Genomic DNA, 14,439 nt, shown 5'->3' on the forward strand with positions numbered 1-14,439 from the left:
CGTGGCTGCTCGTAATACGGCCCGCAAGCGCGCCTTCCAGATCCTCTTCGAGGCCGACCAGCGTGGTGCCGACGTAGTGACGGTCCTCGCGGACTGGGTGCGTCACTCGCGGTCCGACACCCGGCAGCCGCCGGTGAGCGAGTTCACGATGGAGCTGGTCGAGGGGTACGCGCAGCACACGCGCCACATCGACGAGCTGATCTCGCAGTACGCGGTCGGGTGGACCCTGGACAGGATGCCGGTCGTCGACCGCAACATCCTGCGGCTCGGTGCCTACGAGCTGATCTGGGTCGACGCGACGCCGGACGCCGTGGTGCTCGACGAGGCCGTGCAGCTCGCCAAGGAGTTCTCCACGGACGATTCGCCGTCCTTCGTGAACGGCCTGCTCGGCCGCTTCAAGGATCTGAAGCCGAGTCTGCGCCGCGACGAGGCGTGAGGCCGGCGGGGCGCAGGCCCCACCAGGTCTCGCAAGCCGCTCAGAGGGCCCGCAGCGTCACGCTGCGGGCCCTCTGGCATCTCTGCGCCGCGAGGCGTCACAAGGGGCTGCTGTGGCTGCTGTGACCCGCCAGGGGCTCTGTGCGTACGCAGAACGCCGGGGTGGCCGGAACCGATCGGTTCCGGCCACCCCGGCGTTACGTTTCTGCTCAGCTCTCCCTAGAGGGATCAGACGTCGTCGTGGGCGACGGCGCGGCGCGCGTCCGCGTCCAGGACACCCCAGCTGATCAGCTGCTCGGTGAGGACCGAGGGCGACTGGTCATAGATCACGGCGAGGGTGCGCAGGTCGTCCTGGCGGATCGAGAGCACCTTGCCGTTGTAGTCACCGCGCTGCGACTGGATCGTGGCCGCATATCGCTGCAAGGGCCCTGCCTTCTCGGCCGGGACGTGCGCGAGGCGCTCAAGGTCGAGAACGAGCTTGGGCGGCGGCTCGGCCGCACCGCCCGGAGCGGTGCCGGGCAGCAGCTCCTGGACCGGGACGCCGTAGAAGTCCGCCAGCTCGGCGAGGCGCTGTACGGTCACGGCGCGGTCGCCGCGTTCGTACGAACCGACCACGACCGCCTTCCAGCGTCCCTGGGACTTCTCCTCGACGCCGTGGAGGGAAAGGCCCTGCTGGGTACGGATGGCGCGGAGCTTGGCCCCGAGCTGTTTGGCGTATTCGCTGGACATATGGCTCCCCGGACGAAGAACGGTAACTCACTGTGAGGTTACGCAGCGTTACTTGGGTGCGTCAAGCCGAAAGGTCCGTACCGACCCTTCCGAGGGGGGCCGTGACCGGCGGTGTTGTCGGTGCTGGTACCTTGGATGGCGCAATTCCGACGTCCTTTAAGGTCCGTCCCGTGAGGCGGAGAAGGAGGTCCGTTTCATATGGACTCGCACGACACGAACGAACCCGATGTCGCCCGGCCCGTGCTCGAAGGCCCGGACATCGCACGGGTGTTGACCCGCATCGCGCACGAGATCGTCGAGCGCGCCAAGGGCGCCGAAGACGTGGTGCTGCTCGGCATTCCCACCCGCGGCGTCTTCCTCGCACGGCGACTCGCCGAGAAGCTCGAAGAAATCACCGGACGCAGTATCCCGGTTGGCTCACTCGACATCACGATGTACCGCGACGATCTGCGCATGCACCCGCCGCGCGCACTCGCCCGCACCGAGATTCCCGGTGACGGCATCGACGGCCGCCTCGTCGTCCTCGTCGACGACGTGCTCTTCTCCGGCCGCACCATCCGCGCCGCCCTCGACGGCCTGAACGACATCGGCCGGCCGCGCGCGGTGCAGCTCGCCGTCCTCGTCGACCGCGGCCACCGCGAACTCCCGATCCGTGCCGACTACGTCGGCAAGAACCTCCCCACGTCGCTGCGGGAGACGGTCAAGGTCCAGCTCGCCGAGGAGGACGGCCGCGACGCCGTGCTGCTCGGCGCCAAGCCCGCTTCCGCGTAGGACCGGCTTCCCCCACGGGCGCCGGGGCACACCCCTGCGCGCCCGCGTGCCCGCACACCTCCACATGACGGAGTACACCCCGATGATGCGACACCTCATCTCGGCCGCCGACCTCACCCGCGACGACGCCGTTCTCATCCTCGACACCGCCGAGGAGATGGCCCGGGTCGCCGACCGGCCGATCAAGAAGCTTCCCGCCCTGCGCGGCCGTACGATCTGCAACCTGTTCTTCGAGGACTCGACCCGGACCCGGATCTCCTTCGAGGCCGCCGAGAAGCGCCTCTCCGCCGACGTCATCAACTTCGCCGCCAAGGGCTCAAGCGTCTCCAAGGGCGAGTCCCTCAAGGACACCGCCCAGACCCTGGAGGCGATGGGCGTCGACGCCGTCGTCATCCGGCACGGCGCGTCCGGCGCCCCCTACCGCCTGGCCACCTCCGGCTGGATCGACGCCCCGGTGATCAACGCGGGCGACGGCACCCACCAGCACCCCACGCAGGCACTGCTCGACGCCTTCACCATGCGCCGCCGGCTCGTCGGCAGGGACGCGGGCCTCGGCAAGGACCTCAAGGGCAAGCGCATCACGCTCGTCGGCGACGTCCTGCACAGCCGCGTCGCGCGCTCGAACGTCGACCTCCTGCACACCCTGGGCGCCGAGGTCACCCTGGTCGCCCCGCCCACCCTGGTGCCGGTCGGCGTGGACACCTGGCCCTGCGACGTGTCGTACGACCTGGACCGGGTGCTCCCGGAGTCCGACGCCGTCATGATGCTGCGCGTCCAGCGCGAGCGCATGAACGCCGCGTTCTTCCCGACCGAGCGCGAGTACTCGCGTCGCTACGGCCTGGACGGCGAGCGCATGGCGAAGATGCCGGAGCACGCCATCGTGATGCACCCCGGCCCGATGGTCCGCGGCATGGAGATCACCGCCGAGGTCGCCGACTCCGAGCGCTGCACGGTCATCGAGCAGGTCGCCAACGGCGTCCACACCCGTATGGCGGTCCTGTACCTGCTCCTGGGCGGGAACGAACCCGCCGTCACCCACACCCGGCCCAACGATTCGGAGAGCAAGTAATGAGCAAGACCCTGATCCGTGGTGCGAAGGTGCTCGGCGGCGAGGCGCAGGACGTCCTGATCGACGGCGAGACGATCCTCGAAGTGGGGACCGGCATCGAGGCGGGCGACGCGACCGTCGTCGAGGCCGAGGGCAAGATCCTGCTGCCCGGCCTCGTCGACCTGCACACCCACCTGCGCGAGCCCGGCCGCGAGGACTCCGAGACCGTCCTGACCGGCACGCGGGCCGCCGCGTCCGGCGGCTACACCGCCGTGTTCGCCATGGCCAACACCTTCCCCGTCGCCGACACCGCGGGCGTCGTCGAGCAGGTCTACCGCCTCGGCCAGGAGGGCGGCTACGCGGACGTCCAGCCGATCGGCGCCGTCACCGTCGGCCTGGAGGGCAAGAAGCTCGCCGAGCTCGGCGCGATGCACGAGTCCGCGGCCGGCGTCACCGTCTTCTCCGACGACGGCAAGTGCGTCGACGACGCCGTGATCATGCGCCGCGCCCTGGAGTACGTGAAGGCCTTCGGCGGCGTCGTCGCCCAGCACGCGCAGGAGCCGCGGCTCACCGAGGGCGCCCAGATGAACGAGGGCGTCGTCTCCGCGGAGCTCGGGCTCGGCGGCTGGCCGGCCGTCGCCGAGGAGTCGATCATCGCGCGTGACGTGCTGCTCGCCGAGCACGTCGGCTCGCGGGTGCACATCTGCCACCTGTCGACCGCGGGCTCCGTCGAGATCGTGCGCTGGGCCAAGTCGCGCGGCATCGACGTGACCGCCGAGGTCACCCCGCACCACCTGCTCCTGACCGACGAGATGGTCCGCACGTACAACCCGGTCTACAAGGTCAACCCGCCGCTGCGCACCGAGCGCGACGTCATGGCCCTGCGCGAGGCCCTGGCCGACGGCACGATCGACATCGTCGCCACCGACCACGCCCCGCACCCGCACGAGGACAAGGACTGCGAGTGGGCCGCGGCCGCCATGGGCATGGTGGGCCTGGAGACCGCGCTCTCCGTCGTCCAGCAGACGATGGTCGAGACGGGCCTGCTGACCTGGGCCGCGGTCGCCGACCGGATGTCCGTCAAGCCCGCCGAGATCGGGCAGGCCACGGGTCACGGACGCCCCGTCTCGGCAGGTGAGCCCGCGAACCTCACGCTTCTCGATCCGGCTTACCGTGGAGTCGTGGACCCCGCGGGCTTCGCCTCTCGCAGCGGCAACACCCCCTACGAGGGCCGTGAGCTGCCCGGCCGCGTGACGCACACGTGGCTGCGGGGCCGCGCCACGCTCGTCGACGGGAAGCTCGCGTGACCTCTCTTTTGCAACTGGCCGCCGAAAAGAAGTCGGCGGACGTGACGGACTGGGCCGCCCGCGCGGGCTGGGTCGTCGGCCTTCTGCTCTTCGTCGCACTGGTCTACTGGCTGATGCGCGAGGGCTGGAAGTGGCGCGGCACGCTTCAGAGCGACCTGCCGCCGCTCCCCGTGGTGCCGGATGACGCGGCCCCGGCGAAACTTGAGCTGACCGGGCGCTACCACGGCTCGACCACCGCAGGGCAGTGGCTGGACCGCATCGTGGCGCACGGTCTCGGTACCCGCAGCCGCGTGGAGCTGACGCTCACGGACGCGGGCCTCGCCGTCGTACGCCCCGGGGCAGCCGACTTCTTCGTCCCGGCCGGACAACTGCGTGAGGCCCGCCTCGACAAAGGCATCGCCGGAAAGGTCCTGGCGGAGGGCGGTCTGCTGATCGTCACCTGGCAGCACGGCGAGAAGCTGATCGACTCGGGTTTCCGCTCGGACCACGCGGCCGAGCAGGCCCAGTGGGTCAAGGCCATCAACAACATGATCGATACGACCAGCACGACGGAAGGCACCGCACGATGACGACCTCCACAAGGGGAGCCCGCAAGACTCCCGCCGTACTCGTCCTGGAGGACGGCCGCATCTTCCGCGGCCGCGCCTACGGGGCCGTGGGGGAGACCTTCGGCGAAGCGGTGTTCTCCACCGGCATGACCGGCTACCAGGAGACCCTCACCGACCCCTCGTACCACCGCCAGGTCGTCGTCATGACGGCCCCGCACGTCGGCAACACGGGCGTGAACGACGAGGACGACGAGTCCGCCCGCATCTGGGTCTCCGGCTACGTCGTGCGCGACCCCGCGCGCGTGCCCTCCAACTGGCGCTCCCGGCGCACCCTGGACGACGAGCTCGTCCGGCAGGGCGTCGTCGGCATCAGCGGCGTCGACACGCGTGCGCTCACCCGCCACCTGCGCGAGAGCGGCGCCATGCGCGTGGGCATCTTCTCCGGAGAGGCCCTCCCCGAGGACGCGGCGCTGCTCGCCCGCGTCAAGGAGGCCCCCGAGATGGTGGGCGCCGACCTGTCCGCCGAGGTCGCCACCACCGAGTCGTACGTCGTCCCCGCCATCGGCGAGAAGAAGTTCACCGTGGCCGCCCTGGACCTGGGCATCAAGGGCATGACCCCGCACCGCATGGCCGAGCGCGGCATCGAGGTGCACGTGCTGCCCGCCACCGCGACGCTGGAGGACGTGTACGCGGTCAACCCCGACGGCTTCTTCCTGTCGAACGGCCCCGGCGACCCCTCCACCGTCGACCTGACCGTGGTCAAGGGCGTCCTCGAGCGCAAGACCCCGCTCTTCGGCATCTGCTTCGGCAACCAGATCCTCGGCCGGGCGCTCGGCTTCGGCACGTACAAGCTGAAGTACGGCCACCGCGGCATCAACCAGCCGGTGCAGGACCGCACCACCGGCAAGGTCGAGGTCACCGCGCACAACCACGGCTTCGCCGTCGACGCGCCTCTCGACAAGGTCTCCGACACGCCGTACGGACGCGCCGAGGTCTCCCACGTCTGCCTGAACGACCAGGTGGTGGAGGGGCTCCAGCTGCTCGACCAGCCCGCGTTCAGCGTCCAGTACCACCCCGAAGCCGCCGCGGGTCCGCACGACGCCGCGTACCTCTTCGACCGCTTCGTATCCCTGATGACCGCAGAAGGAGCCCAGCGTGCCTAAGCGCACCGATATCCAGTCCGTCCTGGTCATCGGCTCCGGTCCGATCGTCATCGGCCAGGCAGCGGAGTTCGACTACTCCGGCACCCAGGCGTGCCGCGTCCTCAAGGCCGAGGGCCTGCGCGTCATCCTGGTCAACTCGAACCCGGCGACGATCATGACCGACCCGGAGATCGCCGACGCGACCTACGTCGAGCCGATCACCCCCGAGTTCGTCGAGAAGATCATCGCCAAGGAGCGCCCCGACGCGCTCCTGCCCACCCTGGGCGGCCAGACCGCGCTCAACACCGCGATCTCCATGCACGAGCAGGGCGTCCTGGAGAAGTACGGCGTCGAGCTCATCGGCGCCAACGTCGAGGCGATCAACAAGGGCGAGGACCGCGACCTCTTCAAGGGCGTCGTCGAAGAGGTCAACAAGAAGATCGGGCACGGCGAGTCCGCACGCTCGTACATCTGCCACTCCATGGACGACGTCCTCAAGGGCGTCGACGAGCTCGGCGGCTACCCCGTGGTCGTGCGCCCCTCCTTCACCATGGGCGGCGCCGGTTCAGGCTTCGCGCACGACGAGGAGGAGCTGCGCCGCATCGCCGGACAGGGCCTCACGCTCTCGCCGACCACCGAGGTGCTCCTGGAGGAGTCCATCCTCGGCTGGAAGGAGTACGAGCTGGAGCTGATGCGCGACAAGAACGACAACGTCGTGGTCGTCTGCTCCATCGAGAACTTCGACCCGATGGGCGTGCACACCGGCGACTCGATCACCGTCGCCCCGGCGATGACGCTGACCGACCGCGAGTACCAGACCCTGCGTGACGTCGGTATCGCGATCATCCGCGAGGTCGGTGTCGACACCGGCGGCTGCAACATCCAGTTCGCCATCGACCCGACGGACGGCCGGGTCATCGTCATCGAGATGAACCCGCGTGTCTCGCGGTCCTCGGCGCTCGCGTCGAAGGCCACCGGATTCCCGATCGCGAAGATCGCGGCAAAGCTGGCCGTCGGCTACACGCTCGACGAGATCCCGAACGACATCACCGAGAAGACCCCGGCCTCCTTCGAGCCGACCCTCGACTACGTAGTGGTCAAGGCCCCGCGTTTCGCCTTCGAGAAGTTCCCCTCGGCGGACTCGACCCTGACGACCACCATGAAGTCGGTCGGCGAGGCCATGGCGATCGGCCGCAACTTCACCGAGGCGCTGCAGAAGGCGCTGCGGTCCCTGGAGAAGAAGGGCTCGCAGTTCACCTTCGTGGGCGAGCCCGGCGACAAGGCCGAGCTGCTGGCCGAGGCCGTCCGGCCGACCGACGGACGCATCAACTCCGTCATGCAGGCCATCCGCGCCGGTGCCACCCCCGAGGAGGTCTTCGAGTCCACGAAGATCGACCCGTGGTTCGTCGACCAGCTCTTCCTGATCAAGGAGATCGCGGACGAGCTGACCGCCGCGGAGCGCCTGGACGCCGACCTGCTCGCCGAGGCCAAGCGGCACGGCTTCTCGGACCACCAGATCGCCGAGATCCGCGGCCTGCGCGAGGACGTCGTCCGCGAGGTGCGCCACGCGCTCGGCGTGCGCCCGGTCTACAAGACGGTCGACACCTGCGCCGCCGAGTTCGCCGCGAAGACGCCGTACTTCTACTCCTCGTACGACGAGGAGAGCGAGGTCGCCAAGCGCGAGAAGCCCGCGGTCATCATCCTGGGCTCGGGCCCCAACCGCATCGGCCAGGGCATCGAGTTCGACTACTCCTGCGTCCACGCCTCCTTCGCGCTGAGCGACGCGGGCTACGAGACCGTGATGGTCAACTGCAACCCGGAGACCGTCTCCACGGACTACGACACCTCCGACCGGCTGTACTTCGAGCCGCTGACGCTCGAAGACGTCCTGGAGATCGTCAACGCCGAGGCGCAGGCAGGGCCCATCGCGGGCGTCGTCGTCCAGCTCGGCGGCCAGACCCCCCTCGGCCTCGCGCAGGCCCTCAAGGACAACGGCGTCCCGGTCGTGGGCACCCCGCCCGAGGCCATCCACGCCGCCGAGGACCGCGGAGCCTTCGGCCGTGTGCTCGCGGAGGCCGGTCTCCCGGCGCCCAAGCACGGCACCGCCACCACCTTCGCCGAGGCCAAGTCCATCGCCGACGAGATCGGCTACCCCGTCCTCGTACGCCCGTCGTACGTGCTCGGCGGCCGCGGCATGGAGATCGTGTACGACGAGACCCGCCTGTCCGCGTACATCGAGGAGTCGACCGAGATCAGCCCCTCGCGGCCGGTGCTCGTCGACCGCTTCCTCGACGACGCGATCGAGATCGACGTGGACGCGCTCTACGACGGCGAGGAGCTCTACCTCGGCGGCGTCATGGAGCACATCGAGGAAGCCGGCATCCACTCCGGCGACTCCGCGTGCGCGCTGCCCCCGATCACCCTCGGCGGCCACGACATCAAGCGCCTGCGCGCCTCCACGGAGGGCATCGCCAAGGGCGTCGGCGTCCGCGGCCTCATCAACATCCAGTTCGCGATGGCGGGGGACATCCTCTACGTCCTGGAGGCCAACCCGCGCGCCTCGCGCACCGTGCCCTTCACCTCGAAGGCGACCGCGGTGCCGCTGGCCAAGGCCGCCGCGCGCATCTCGCTCGGCGCCACCGTCGCCGAGCTGCGCGCCGAGGGCATGCTCCCGGCCACCGGTGACGGCGGCACGCTGCCGATGGACGCTCCGATCTCGGTCAAGGAAGCCGTCATGCCGTGGTCGCGCTTCCGCGACATCCACGGGCGCGGCGTCGACACCGTCCTCGGCCCGGAGATGCGCTCCACCGGCGAGGTCATGGGCATCGACTCGGTGTTCGGCACGGCGTACGCCAAGTCGCAGGCCGGAGCCTACGGTCCGCTGCCGACCAAGGGCCGCGCCTTCATCTCGGTGGCCAACCGCGACAAGCGCTCGATGATCTTCCCGGCGCGCGAACTGGTCGCGCACGGCTTCGAGCTGCTCGCCACGTCCGGCACGGCCGAGGTGCTCAAGCGCAACGGCATCAACGCCACGATCGTGCGCAAGCAGAGCGAGGGCGAGGGCCCCAACGGCGAGAAGACGATCGTCCAGCTGATCCACGACGGCGCGGTCGACCTCATCGTCAACACCCCGTACGGCACCGGTGGCCGCCTCGACGGCTACGACATCCGTACGGCGGCCGTCTCCCGCTCCGTGCCGTGCCTGACGACGGTCCAGGCGCTCGCCGCCGCCGTCCAGGGCATCGACGCGCTCAACGGCGGGGACGTGGGCGTCCGTTCACTGCAGGAACACGCGGAGCATCTGACCGCGGCCCGCGACTAGCAGCCCACCAGGGGGACACCGATCCGGTGTCCCCCTTCTGGTGAGCACACCCGAGGACACCCGAGGACCCCTTACATGTACAAATTCTTCTTCGACCTCGTCTTCAAGCGCATGGACCCGGAGCAGGCCCACTACACGGCCTTCCGCTGGATCCGGCTCGCGGCCCGTATCCCCGTGCTGCGCACGTTCATCGCCGCCGTGCTCGCGCCGCGCCACAAGGAGCTGCGCACCGAGGCCCTCGGCCTGCGCATGCACGGCCCCTTCGGGCTCGCCGCGGGCTTCGACAAGAACGCCGTCGCGATCGACGGCATGTCGATGCTGGGCTTCGACCACATCGAGATCGGCACCGTCACGGGGGAGCCGCAGCCCGGCAACCCCAAGAAGCGGCTCTTCCGCCTCGTGCAGGACCGGGCGCTGATCAACCGCATGGGCTTCAACAACGAGGGCTCGGCGGCCGTGGCCGAGCGCCTGGGCGCCCGCAGGGCCGTCTTCAAGACGGTCGTGGGCGTCAACATCGGCAAGACCAAGGTCGTCCCCGAGGAGGAGGCCGCCGCCGACTACGTGAAGTCGACCGAGCGGCTCGCCGCCCACGCCGACTACCTCGTGGTCAACGTGTCGTCCCCGAACACCCCCGGCCTGCGCAACCTCCAGGCCACCGAGTCGCTGCGCCCGCTCCTGACCGCCGTACGCGAGGCGGCCGACCGCAGTGTCTCCGGGCGGCGCGTGCCGCTCCTCGTGAAGATCGCGCCCGACCTCGCGGACGAGGACATCGACGCGGTCGCCGACCTGGCCGTCGAACTCGGCCTGGACGGCATCATCGCGACGAACACGACCATCGCGCGCGAGGGCCTCGGTTTGCAATCAGAACCTTCGCTCTACGGAGAAACCGGCGGTCTGTCCGGAGCGCCCCTCAAGGAGCGCTCCCTGGAGGTCCTGCGCCGCCTCTACGCGCGCGTGGGCGACCGCATCACGCTCGTGGGCGTCGGCGGCATCGAGAACGCCGAGGACGCCTGGCAGCGGATCCTCGCGGGCGCCACCCTGGTGCAGGGCTACAGCGCCTTCATCTACGAAGGACCCTTCTGGGCCCGCGCGATCCACAAGGGTCTCGCCGCCCGCCTCAACACCTCCCCGTACGCCACGCTCGCCGAGGCCGTCGGCGCCGACGCAAGGAAGCCCCAGTGACCAGCATGAGTGCCCTCGAACCCTTCGGTACGCGCCTGCGCCACGCCATGGACGAGCGCGGCCCGCTCTGCGTCGGCATCGACCCGCACGCCTCCCTGCTGTCCGCCTGGGGCCTGAACGACGACGTGGCGGGCCTGGAGAAGTTCACCGGCACCGTCGTCGAGGCGCTGGCCGGCACGGTGGCGGTCTTCAAGCCGCAGAGCGCGTTCTTCGAGCGGTTCGGCTCACGCGGCATCGCCGTACTGGAGAAGGCGGTCCAGGAGCTGCGCGCGGCCGGGGCCCTGGTGGTCATGGACGCCAAGCGCGGCGACATCGGCTCGACCATGGCCGCGTACGCCGAGACCTTCCTGCACAAGGACTCGCCGCTGTTCTCCGACGCCCTCACGGTCTCGCCCTACCTCGGATACGGCTCGCTGAAGCCCGCCGTCGACCTCGCGCGCGAGAACGGCACCGGCCTCTTTGTCCTCGCCCTCACCTCCAACCCCGAGGGCGCGGAGGTGCAGCACGCGGTGCGCGAGGACGGCCGCACGATCGGCGCGACGATGCTCGGGCACCTGGCCGCCGAGAACGCCGGTGCGCGGCCCCTGGGCTCCTTCGGCGCCGTCGTCGGGGCGACGCTGGGGGACCTCTCCTCGTACGACCTCGCGGTCAACGGGCCGCTGCTCGCTCCCGGGATCGGGGCGCAGGGTGCCACTCCCGCGGATCTTCCGGGGGTCTTCGGGGACGCCGTGCGCAACGTCGTGCCGAGCGTCAGCCGGGGTGTCCTGCGTCACGGTCCCGACGTGGCGGGTCTTCGCGTCGCGGCGAGCCGCTTCGCGGACGAGATCCGCGAGGCGGTCGGCTCCGTCTGAGGGGCCGCCGAGGGCGTTTTTCCGTCTTCGGAGGACGTGTCCGGCCACGTCCTCACGTTTCGCCGATGGCTCACCAGGCCAAATCCAGGGTGAATTGCCCGAAATGTACACCTCGACAGAGGCTGACCAGGACTTTTCGTCTGTTCTCGCTGACTCCGGCGGCCATGCCCGCTAGTCTCCGACGAGAGCGAACGGGCAAGCGCGTTGCACGTTGCTCACCAGGTGTGGGGCGACTAGGTTCCTCACCGGTCCGTATCCGACAGTTCGACATCCGAGGTGACGTAGGCGTGGCTCTTCCGCCCCTTACCCCTGAACAGCGCGCAGCCGCGCTCGAAAAGGCCGCCGCGGCTCGCCGGGAGCGGGCCGAGGTCAAGAATCGACTCAAGCACTCCGGTGCCTCGCTCCATGAGGTCATCAAGCAGGGTCAGGAGAACGATGTCATCGGCAAGATGAAGGTCTCCGCCCTCCTGGAGTCGCTGCCCGGCGTGGGCAAGGTCCGCGCCAAGCAGATCATGGAGCGTCTTGGCATCTCCGAGAGCCGCCGTGTGCGGGGTCTCGGCTCCAACCAGATCGCCTCCTTGGAGCGTGAGTTCGGTGGTGGCGCTGCCTGACGTTCTCAGGCACTCCTGAGAACCTGGATAATCGCTGCATGGCTGCAACATCCCGGGGGACGACCCCCGTGCCCCCGGACGCACGTCCGCGGCTGACCGTGCTCTCCGGCCCCTCAGGGGTCGGCAAGAGCACGGTCGTCGCTCATATGCGCAAAGAACACCCCGAGGTCTGGCTCTCGGTCTCGGCCACCACGCGCAAGCCGCGCCCCGGCGAGAAGCACGGTGTCCACTACTTCTTCGTCTCCGACGAAGAAATGGACAAGCTGATCGCCAACAGCGAGTTGCTCGAATGGGCCGAATTCGCGGGCAACCGCTACGGCACGCCCCGCGGCGCCGTCCTCGAGCGCCTCGAGGCGGGCGAGCCCGTCCTCCTGGAGATCGATCTGCAGGGCGCACGCCTGGTCCGCGAGTCGATGTCCGAGGCTCAGCTGGTCTTCCTTGCCCCGCCGAGCTGGGAGGAACTGGTCCGCCGGCTCACCGGCCGCGGGACCGAGGAGCCCGTGGTCATCGAACGCAGGCTCGCCGCGGCGAAGATCGAACTCGCCGCGGAGGCCGAGTTCGACACGACCCTGGTCAATACCTCCGTCGAGGACGTGGCACGTGAGCTGCTAGCCTTGATGAAAGTTGTTTGATCTTCTTCATCCTCAGTAATCCCGGATTGATCTTCCATCTCCATTCGAAGGCCAATCCCCATCGGAAGGCAGAGAGTGTCCTCTTCCATCACTGCGCCCGAGGGCATCATCAACCCGCCGATTGATGAGCTCCTCGAAGCAACCGACTCGAAGTACAGCCTCGTGATCTACGCCGCCAAGCGCGCGCGCCAGATCAACGCGTACTACTCGCAGCTCGGTGAGGGTCTGCTGGAGTACGTCGGCCCGCTGGTGGACACGCACGTCCACGAGAAGCCGCTCTCCATCGCGCTCCGCGAGATCAACGCGGGTCTGCTGACGTCCGAGGCCATCGAGGGCCCGGCCCAGTAGTCGCAATTCTTTTCCTGCAGTTGTTCGTCTGCAGTTCTTCACCACAGGCCCGGCAGCGCGACTGCCGGGCCTGTGGTGTGTCATGGAGTCGTACGTTCCCCGGTCCGGGGATCAGGAGTGCGGGGAGGCATTGTGGGCAAGCCCAAGGTCGTTCTGGGGGTCAGCGGCGGTATCGCCGCGTACAAGGCCTGTGAGCTGCTGCGGCGGCTGACCGAGTCGGGCCATGACGTACGCGTCGTGCCGACCGAATCGGCGCTGCACTTCGTGGGGGCGGCGACCTGGTCGGCGCTGTCCGGCAACCCGGTCTCGACCGAGGTGTGGGACTCCGTCCACGAGGTCCCGCACGTGCGGATCGGCCAGGCCGCCGATGTCGTGATCGTCGCCCCGGCGACGGCCGACATGATGGCGAAGGCGGCCCACGGCCTCGCCGACGACCTCCTGACGAACACGCTCCTCACCGCCCGCTGTCCGGTGATCTTCGCGCCCGCCATGCACACGGAGATGTGGGAGCACCCGGCCACGCAGGAGAACGTCGCCACACTGCGCCGCCGCGGCGCCCTCGTCATCGAGCCCGCCGTGGGCCGCCTCACCGGCGTCGACACGGGCAAGGGCCGCTTCCCGGACCCGGTGGAGCTCTTCGAGGTCGTACGCCGCGTCCTGGCGCGCGGCGACCTCGGGCAGGACCTCGCGGGGCGGCATGTCGTCGTCAGCGCGGGCGGCACGCGCGAGCCGCTCGACCCGGTCCGCTTCCTGGGCAACCGCTCCTCCGGCAAGCAGGGGTACGCCCTGGCCCGCAGCGCGGCGGCGCGCGGCGCCCGCGTCACGCTCGTGTCGGCGAACGCGGCGCTGTCCGAGCCCGCGGGCGTCGACGTCGTGCCCGTCGGCACGGCCGTACAGCTCCGCGAGGCGGTCCTCAAGGCCTCGGCGGACGCCGACGCCGTGGTGATGGCGGCGGCCGTGGCCGATTTCCGCCCCGGGACGTACGCGGCGGGAAAGATCAAGAAGAAGGACGGCCAGGAGCCGGCCCCGATCGCCCTGGTCCGCAACCCCGACATCCTCGCGGAGATCGCCGGCGAGCGGCCCCGCCCCGGCCAGGTCGTCGTCGGTTTCGCCGCCGAGACCGACGACGTGCTCGCCAACGGCCGCGCCAAGCTGGAACGCAAGGGCTGCGACCTGCTCGTCGTCAACGAAGTGGGCGAGCGCAAGACCTTCGGCTCCGAGGAGAACGAGGCGGTCGTGCTCGGCGCCGACGGCAGCGAGACCCCTGTTCCGTACGGCCCCAAGGAAGCGCTCGCGGACACCGTCTGGGATCTCGTTACCGAACGCCTGCCGCGGAACTCCTGAAAAAGGGTGGGTGACATCCGGTCGGCATCCGGGCGGCATCCGGTGGGCGTTCGGGTGATGCCGCCTTCGCCGGAGCCACACTAGAAGTGCGGTGGAAACCAAGGCCCTAATGTCATGTTCGCCCCATTGGGCGCCCCAAACCCGGGAAATTCGGGCGCGGGGCCCTCTG

The 14,439-nt window shown here is 69.6% G+C and carries 14 protein-coding genes; 13 read left to right on the forward strand and 1 reads right to left on the reverse strand.

Features of this window, described 5'->3' with window-relative positions:
- Position 1 precedes the first annotated feature (1 nt).
- The gene (nusB, locus tag IE226_RS31740) at positions 2-436 is read left to right on the forward strand and encodes a transcription antitermination factor NusB (RefSeq protein ID WP_190084876.1); all 435 of its coding nucleotides are present in this window, start codon (positions 2-4) and stop codon (positions 434-436) included.
- Positions 437-663: 227 nt separating this feature from the next.
- Here nusB and bldD read toward each other — a convergent pair whose 3' ends face one another.
- On the reverse strand, positions 664-1,164 hold the full coding sequence (gene bldD, locus IE226_RS31745; protein ID WP_135330908.1) for a transcriptional regulator BldD: 501 nt from the start codon (positions 1,162-1,164) through the stop codon (positions 664-666).
- 198 nt (positions 1,165-1,362) lie between these two features.
- On the opposite strand from bldD, the gene pyrR reads away from it, so the two are divergent.
- The 12 genes from pyrR to coaBC all read left to right on the forward strand — a co-directional run bounded on the left by pyrR (position 1,363) and on the right by coaBC (position 14,270).
- Entirely contained in the window at positions 1,363-1,935 is a 573-nt protein-coding gene (pyrR, locus tag IE226_RS31750) for a bifunctional pyr operon transcriptional regulator/uracil phosphoribosyltransferase PyrR (protein WP_190084877.1), read from the forward strand.
- A gap of 82 nt (positions 1,936-2,017) precedes the next feature.
- Positions 2,018-3,004, forward strand: coding sequence for an aspartate carbamoyltransferase catalytic subunit (locus IE226_RS31755; protein ID WP_190084966.1), 987 nt, complete (start codon positions 2,018-2,020; stop codon positions 3,002-3,004).
- Positions 3,004-4,290, forward strand: a complete 1,287-nt coding sequence (locus IE226_RS31760) for a dihydroorotase (RefSeq protein WP_190084878.1) — start codon at positions 3,004-3,006, stop codon at positions 4,288-4,290. The genes IE226_RS31755 and IE226_RS31760 overlap by 1 nt, the downstream gene beginning before the upstream one ends.
- A complete protein-coding gene (locus tag IE226_RS31765; protein WP_190084879.1) occupies positions 4,287-4,859 on the forward strand; it encodes a PH-like domain-containing protein in 573 nt (190 codons plus the stop codon). The genes IE226_RS31760 and IE226_RS31765 overlap by 4 nt, the downstream gene beginning before the upstream one ends.
- A complete protein-coding gene (gene carA, locus IE226_RS31770; RefSeq protein WP_190084880.1) occupies positions 4,856-6,001 on the forward strand; it encodes a glutamine-hydrolyzing carbamoyl-phosphate synthase small subunit in 1,146 nt (381 codons plus the stop codon). The genes IE226_RS31765 and carA overlap by 4 nt, the downstream gene beginning before the upstream one ends.
- Entirely contained in the window at positions 5,994-9,302 is a 3,309-nt protein-coding gene (gene carB, locus IE226_RS31775; RefSeq protein WP_190084881.1) for a carbamoyl-phosphate synthase large subunit, read from the forward strand. Before carA ends, carB begins: the two co-directional genes overlap by 8 nt.
- A gap of 75 nt (positions 9,303-9,377) precedes the next feature.
- Positions 9,378-10,484: a quinone-dependent dihydroorotate dehydrogenase gene (locus tag IE226_RS31780; RefSeq protein WP_190084882.1), complete on the forward strand. Its 1,107-nt coding sequence runs from the start codon at positions 9,378-9,380 to the stop codon at positions 10,482-10,484.
- A gap of 5 nt (positions 10,485-10,489) precedes the next feature.
- Entirely contained in the window at positions 10,490-11,335 is an 846-nt protein-coding gene (gene pyrF / locus IE226_RS31785; protein ID WP_190084967.1) for an orotidine-5'-phosphate decarboxylase, read from the forward strand.
- A 287-nt stretch (positions 11,336-11,622) separates the two neighbouring features.
- A complete protein-coding gene (locus IE226_RS31790) occupies positions 11,623-11,946 on the forward strand; it encodes an integration host factor (RefSeq protein WP_005319887.1) in 324 nt (107 codons plus the stop codon).
- Between the two features lie 38 nt (positions 11,947-11,984).
- Positions 11,985-12,578 carry a guanylate kinase gene (gene gmk, locus IE226_RS31795; RefSeq protein ID WP_190084883.1) on the forward strand — a complete coding sequence of 198 codons (594 nt, stop codon included), beginning with the start codon at positions 11,985-11,987 and terminating at the stop codon, positions 12,576-12,578.
- Positions 12,579-12,653: 75 nt separating this feature from the next.
- Positions 12,654-12,926, forward strand: a complete 273-nt coding sequence (rpoZ, locus tag IE226_RS31800) for a DNA-directed RNA polymerase subunit omega (RefSeq protein WP_005319902.1) — start codon at positions 12,654-12,656, stop codon at positions 12,924-12,926.
- Positions 12,927-13,058: 132 nt separating this feature from the next.
- Positions 13,059-14,270: a bifunctional phosphopantothenoylcysteine decarboxylase/phosphopantothenate--cysteine ligase CoaBC gene (gene coaBC, locus IE226_RS31805; protein WP_190084884.1), complete on the forward strand. Its 1,212-nt coding sequence runs from the start codon at positions 13,059-13,061 to the stop codon at positions 14,268-14,270.
- Positions 14,271-14,439 lie beyond the last annotated feature (169 nt).

This window comes from Streptomyces longisporoflavus, from assembly GCF_014649775.1.
Classification (GTDB): Bacteria; Actinomycetota; Actinomycetes; order Streptomycetales; family Streptomycetaceae; genus Streptomyces; species Streptomyces longisporoflavus.

What these genes read in the sequence shown, in the direction of transcription:
- bldD (WP_135330908.1), bottom strand. Translation starts at nt 1,164, where the DNA reads ATGTCCAGCGAATACGCCAAACAGCTCGGGGCCAAGCTCCGCGCCATC.
- pyrR (WP_190084877.1), top strand. Translation starts at nt 1,363, where the DNA reads ATGGACTCGCACGACACGAACGAACCCGATGTCGCCCGGCCCGTGCTC.
- IE226_RS31755 (WP_190084966.1), top strand. Translation starts at nt 2,018, where the DNA reads ATGATGCGACACCTCATCTCGGCCGCCGACCTCACCCGCGACGACGCC.
- IE226_RS31760 (WP_190084878.1), top strand. Translation starts at nt 3,004, where the DNA reads ATGAGCAAGACCCTGATCCGTGGTGCGAAGGTGCTCGGCGGCGAGGCG.
- carA (WP_190084880.1), top strand. Translation starts at nt 4,856, where the DNA reads ATGACGACCTCCACAAGGGGAGCCCGCAAGACTCCCGCCGTACTCGTC.
- IE226_RS31780 (WP_190084882.1), top strand. Translation starts at nt 9,378, where the DNA reads ATGTACAAATTCTTCTTCGACCTCGTCTTCAAGCGCATGGACCCGGAG.
- pyrF (WP_190084967.1), top strand. Translation starts at nt 10,490, where the DNA reads ATGAGTGCCCTCGAACCCTTCGGTACGCGCCTGCGCCACGCCATGGAC.
- gmk (WP_190084883.1), top strand. Translation starts at nt 11,985, where the DNA reads ATGGCTGCAACATCCCGGGGGACGACCCCCGTGCCCCCGGACGCACGT.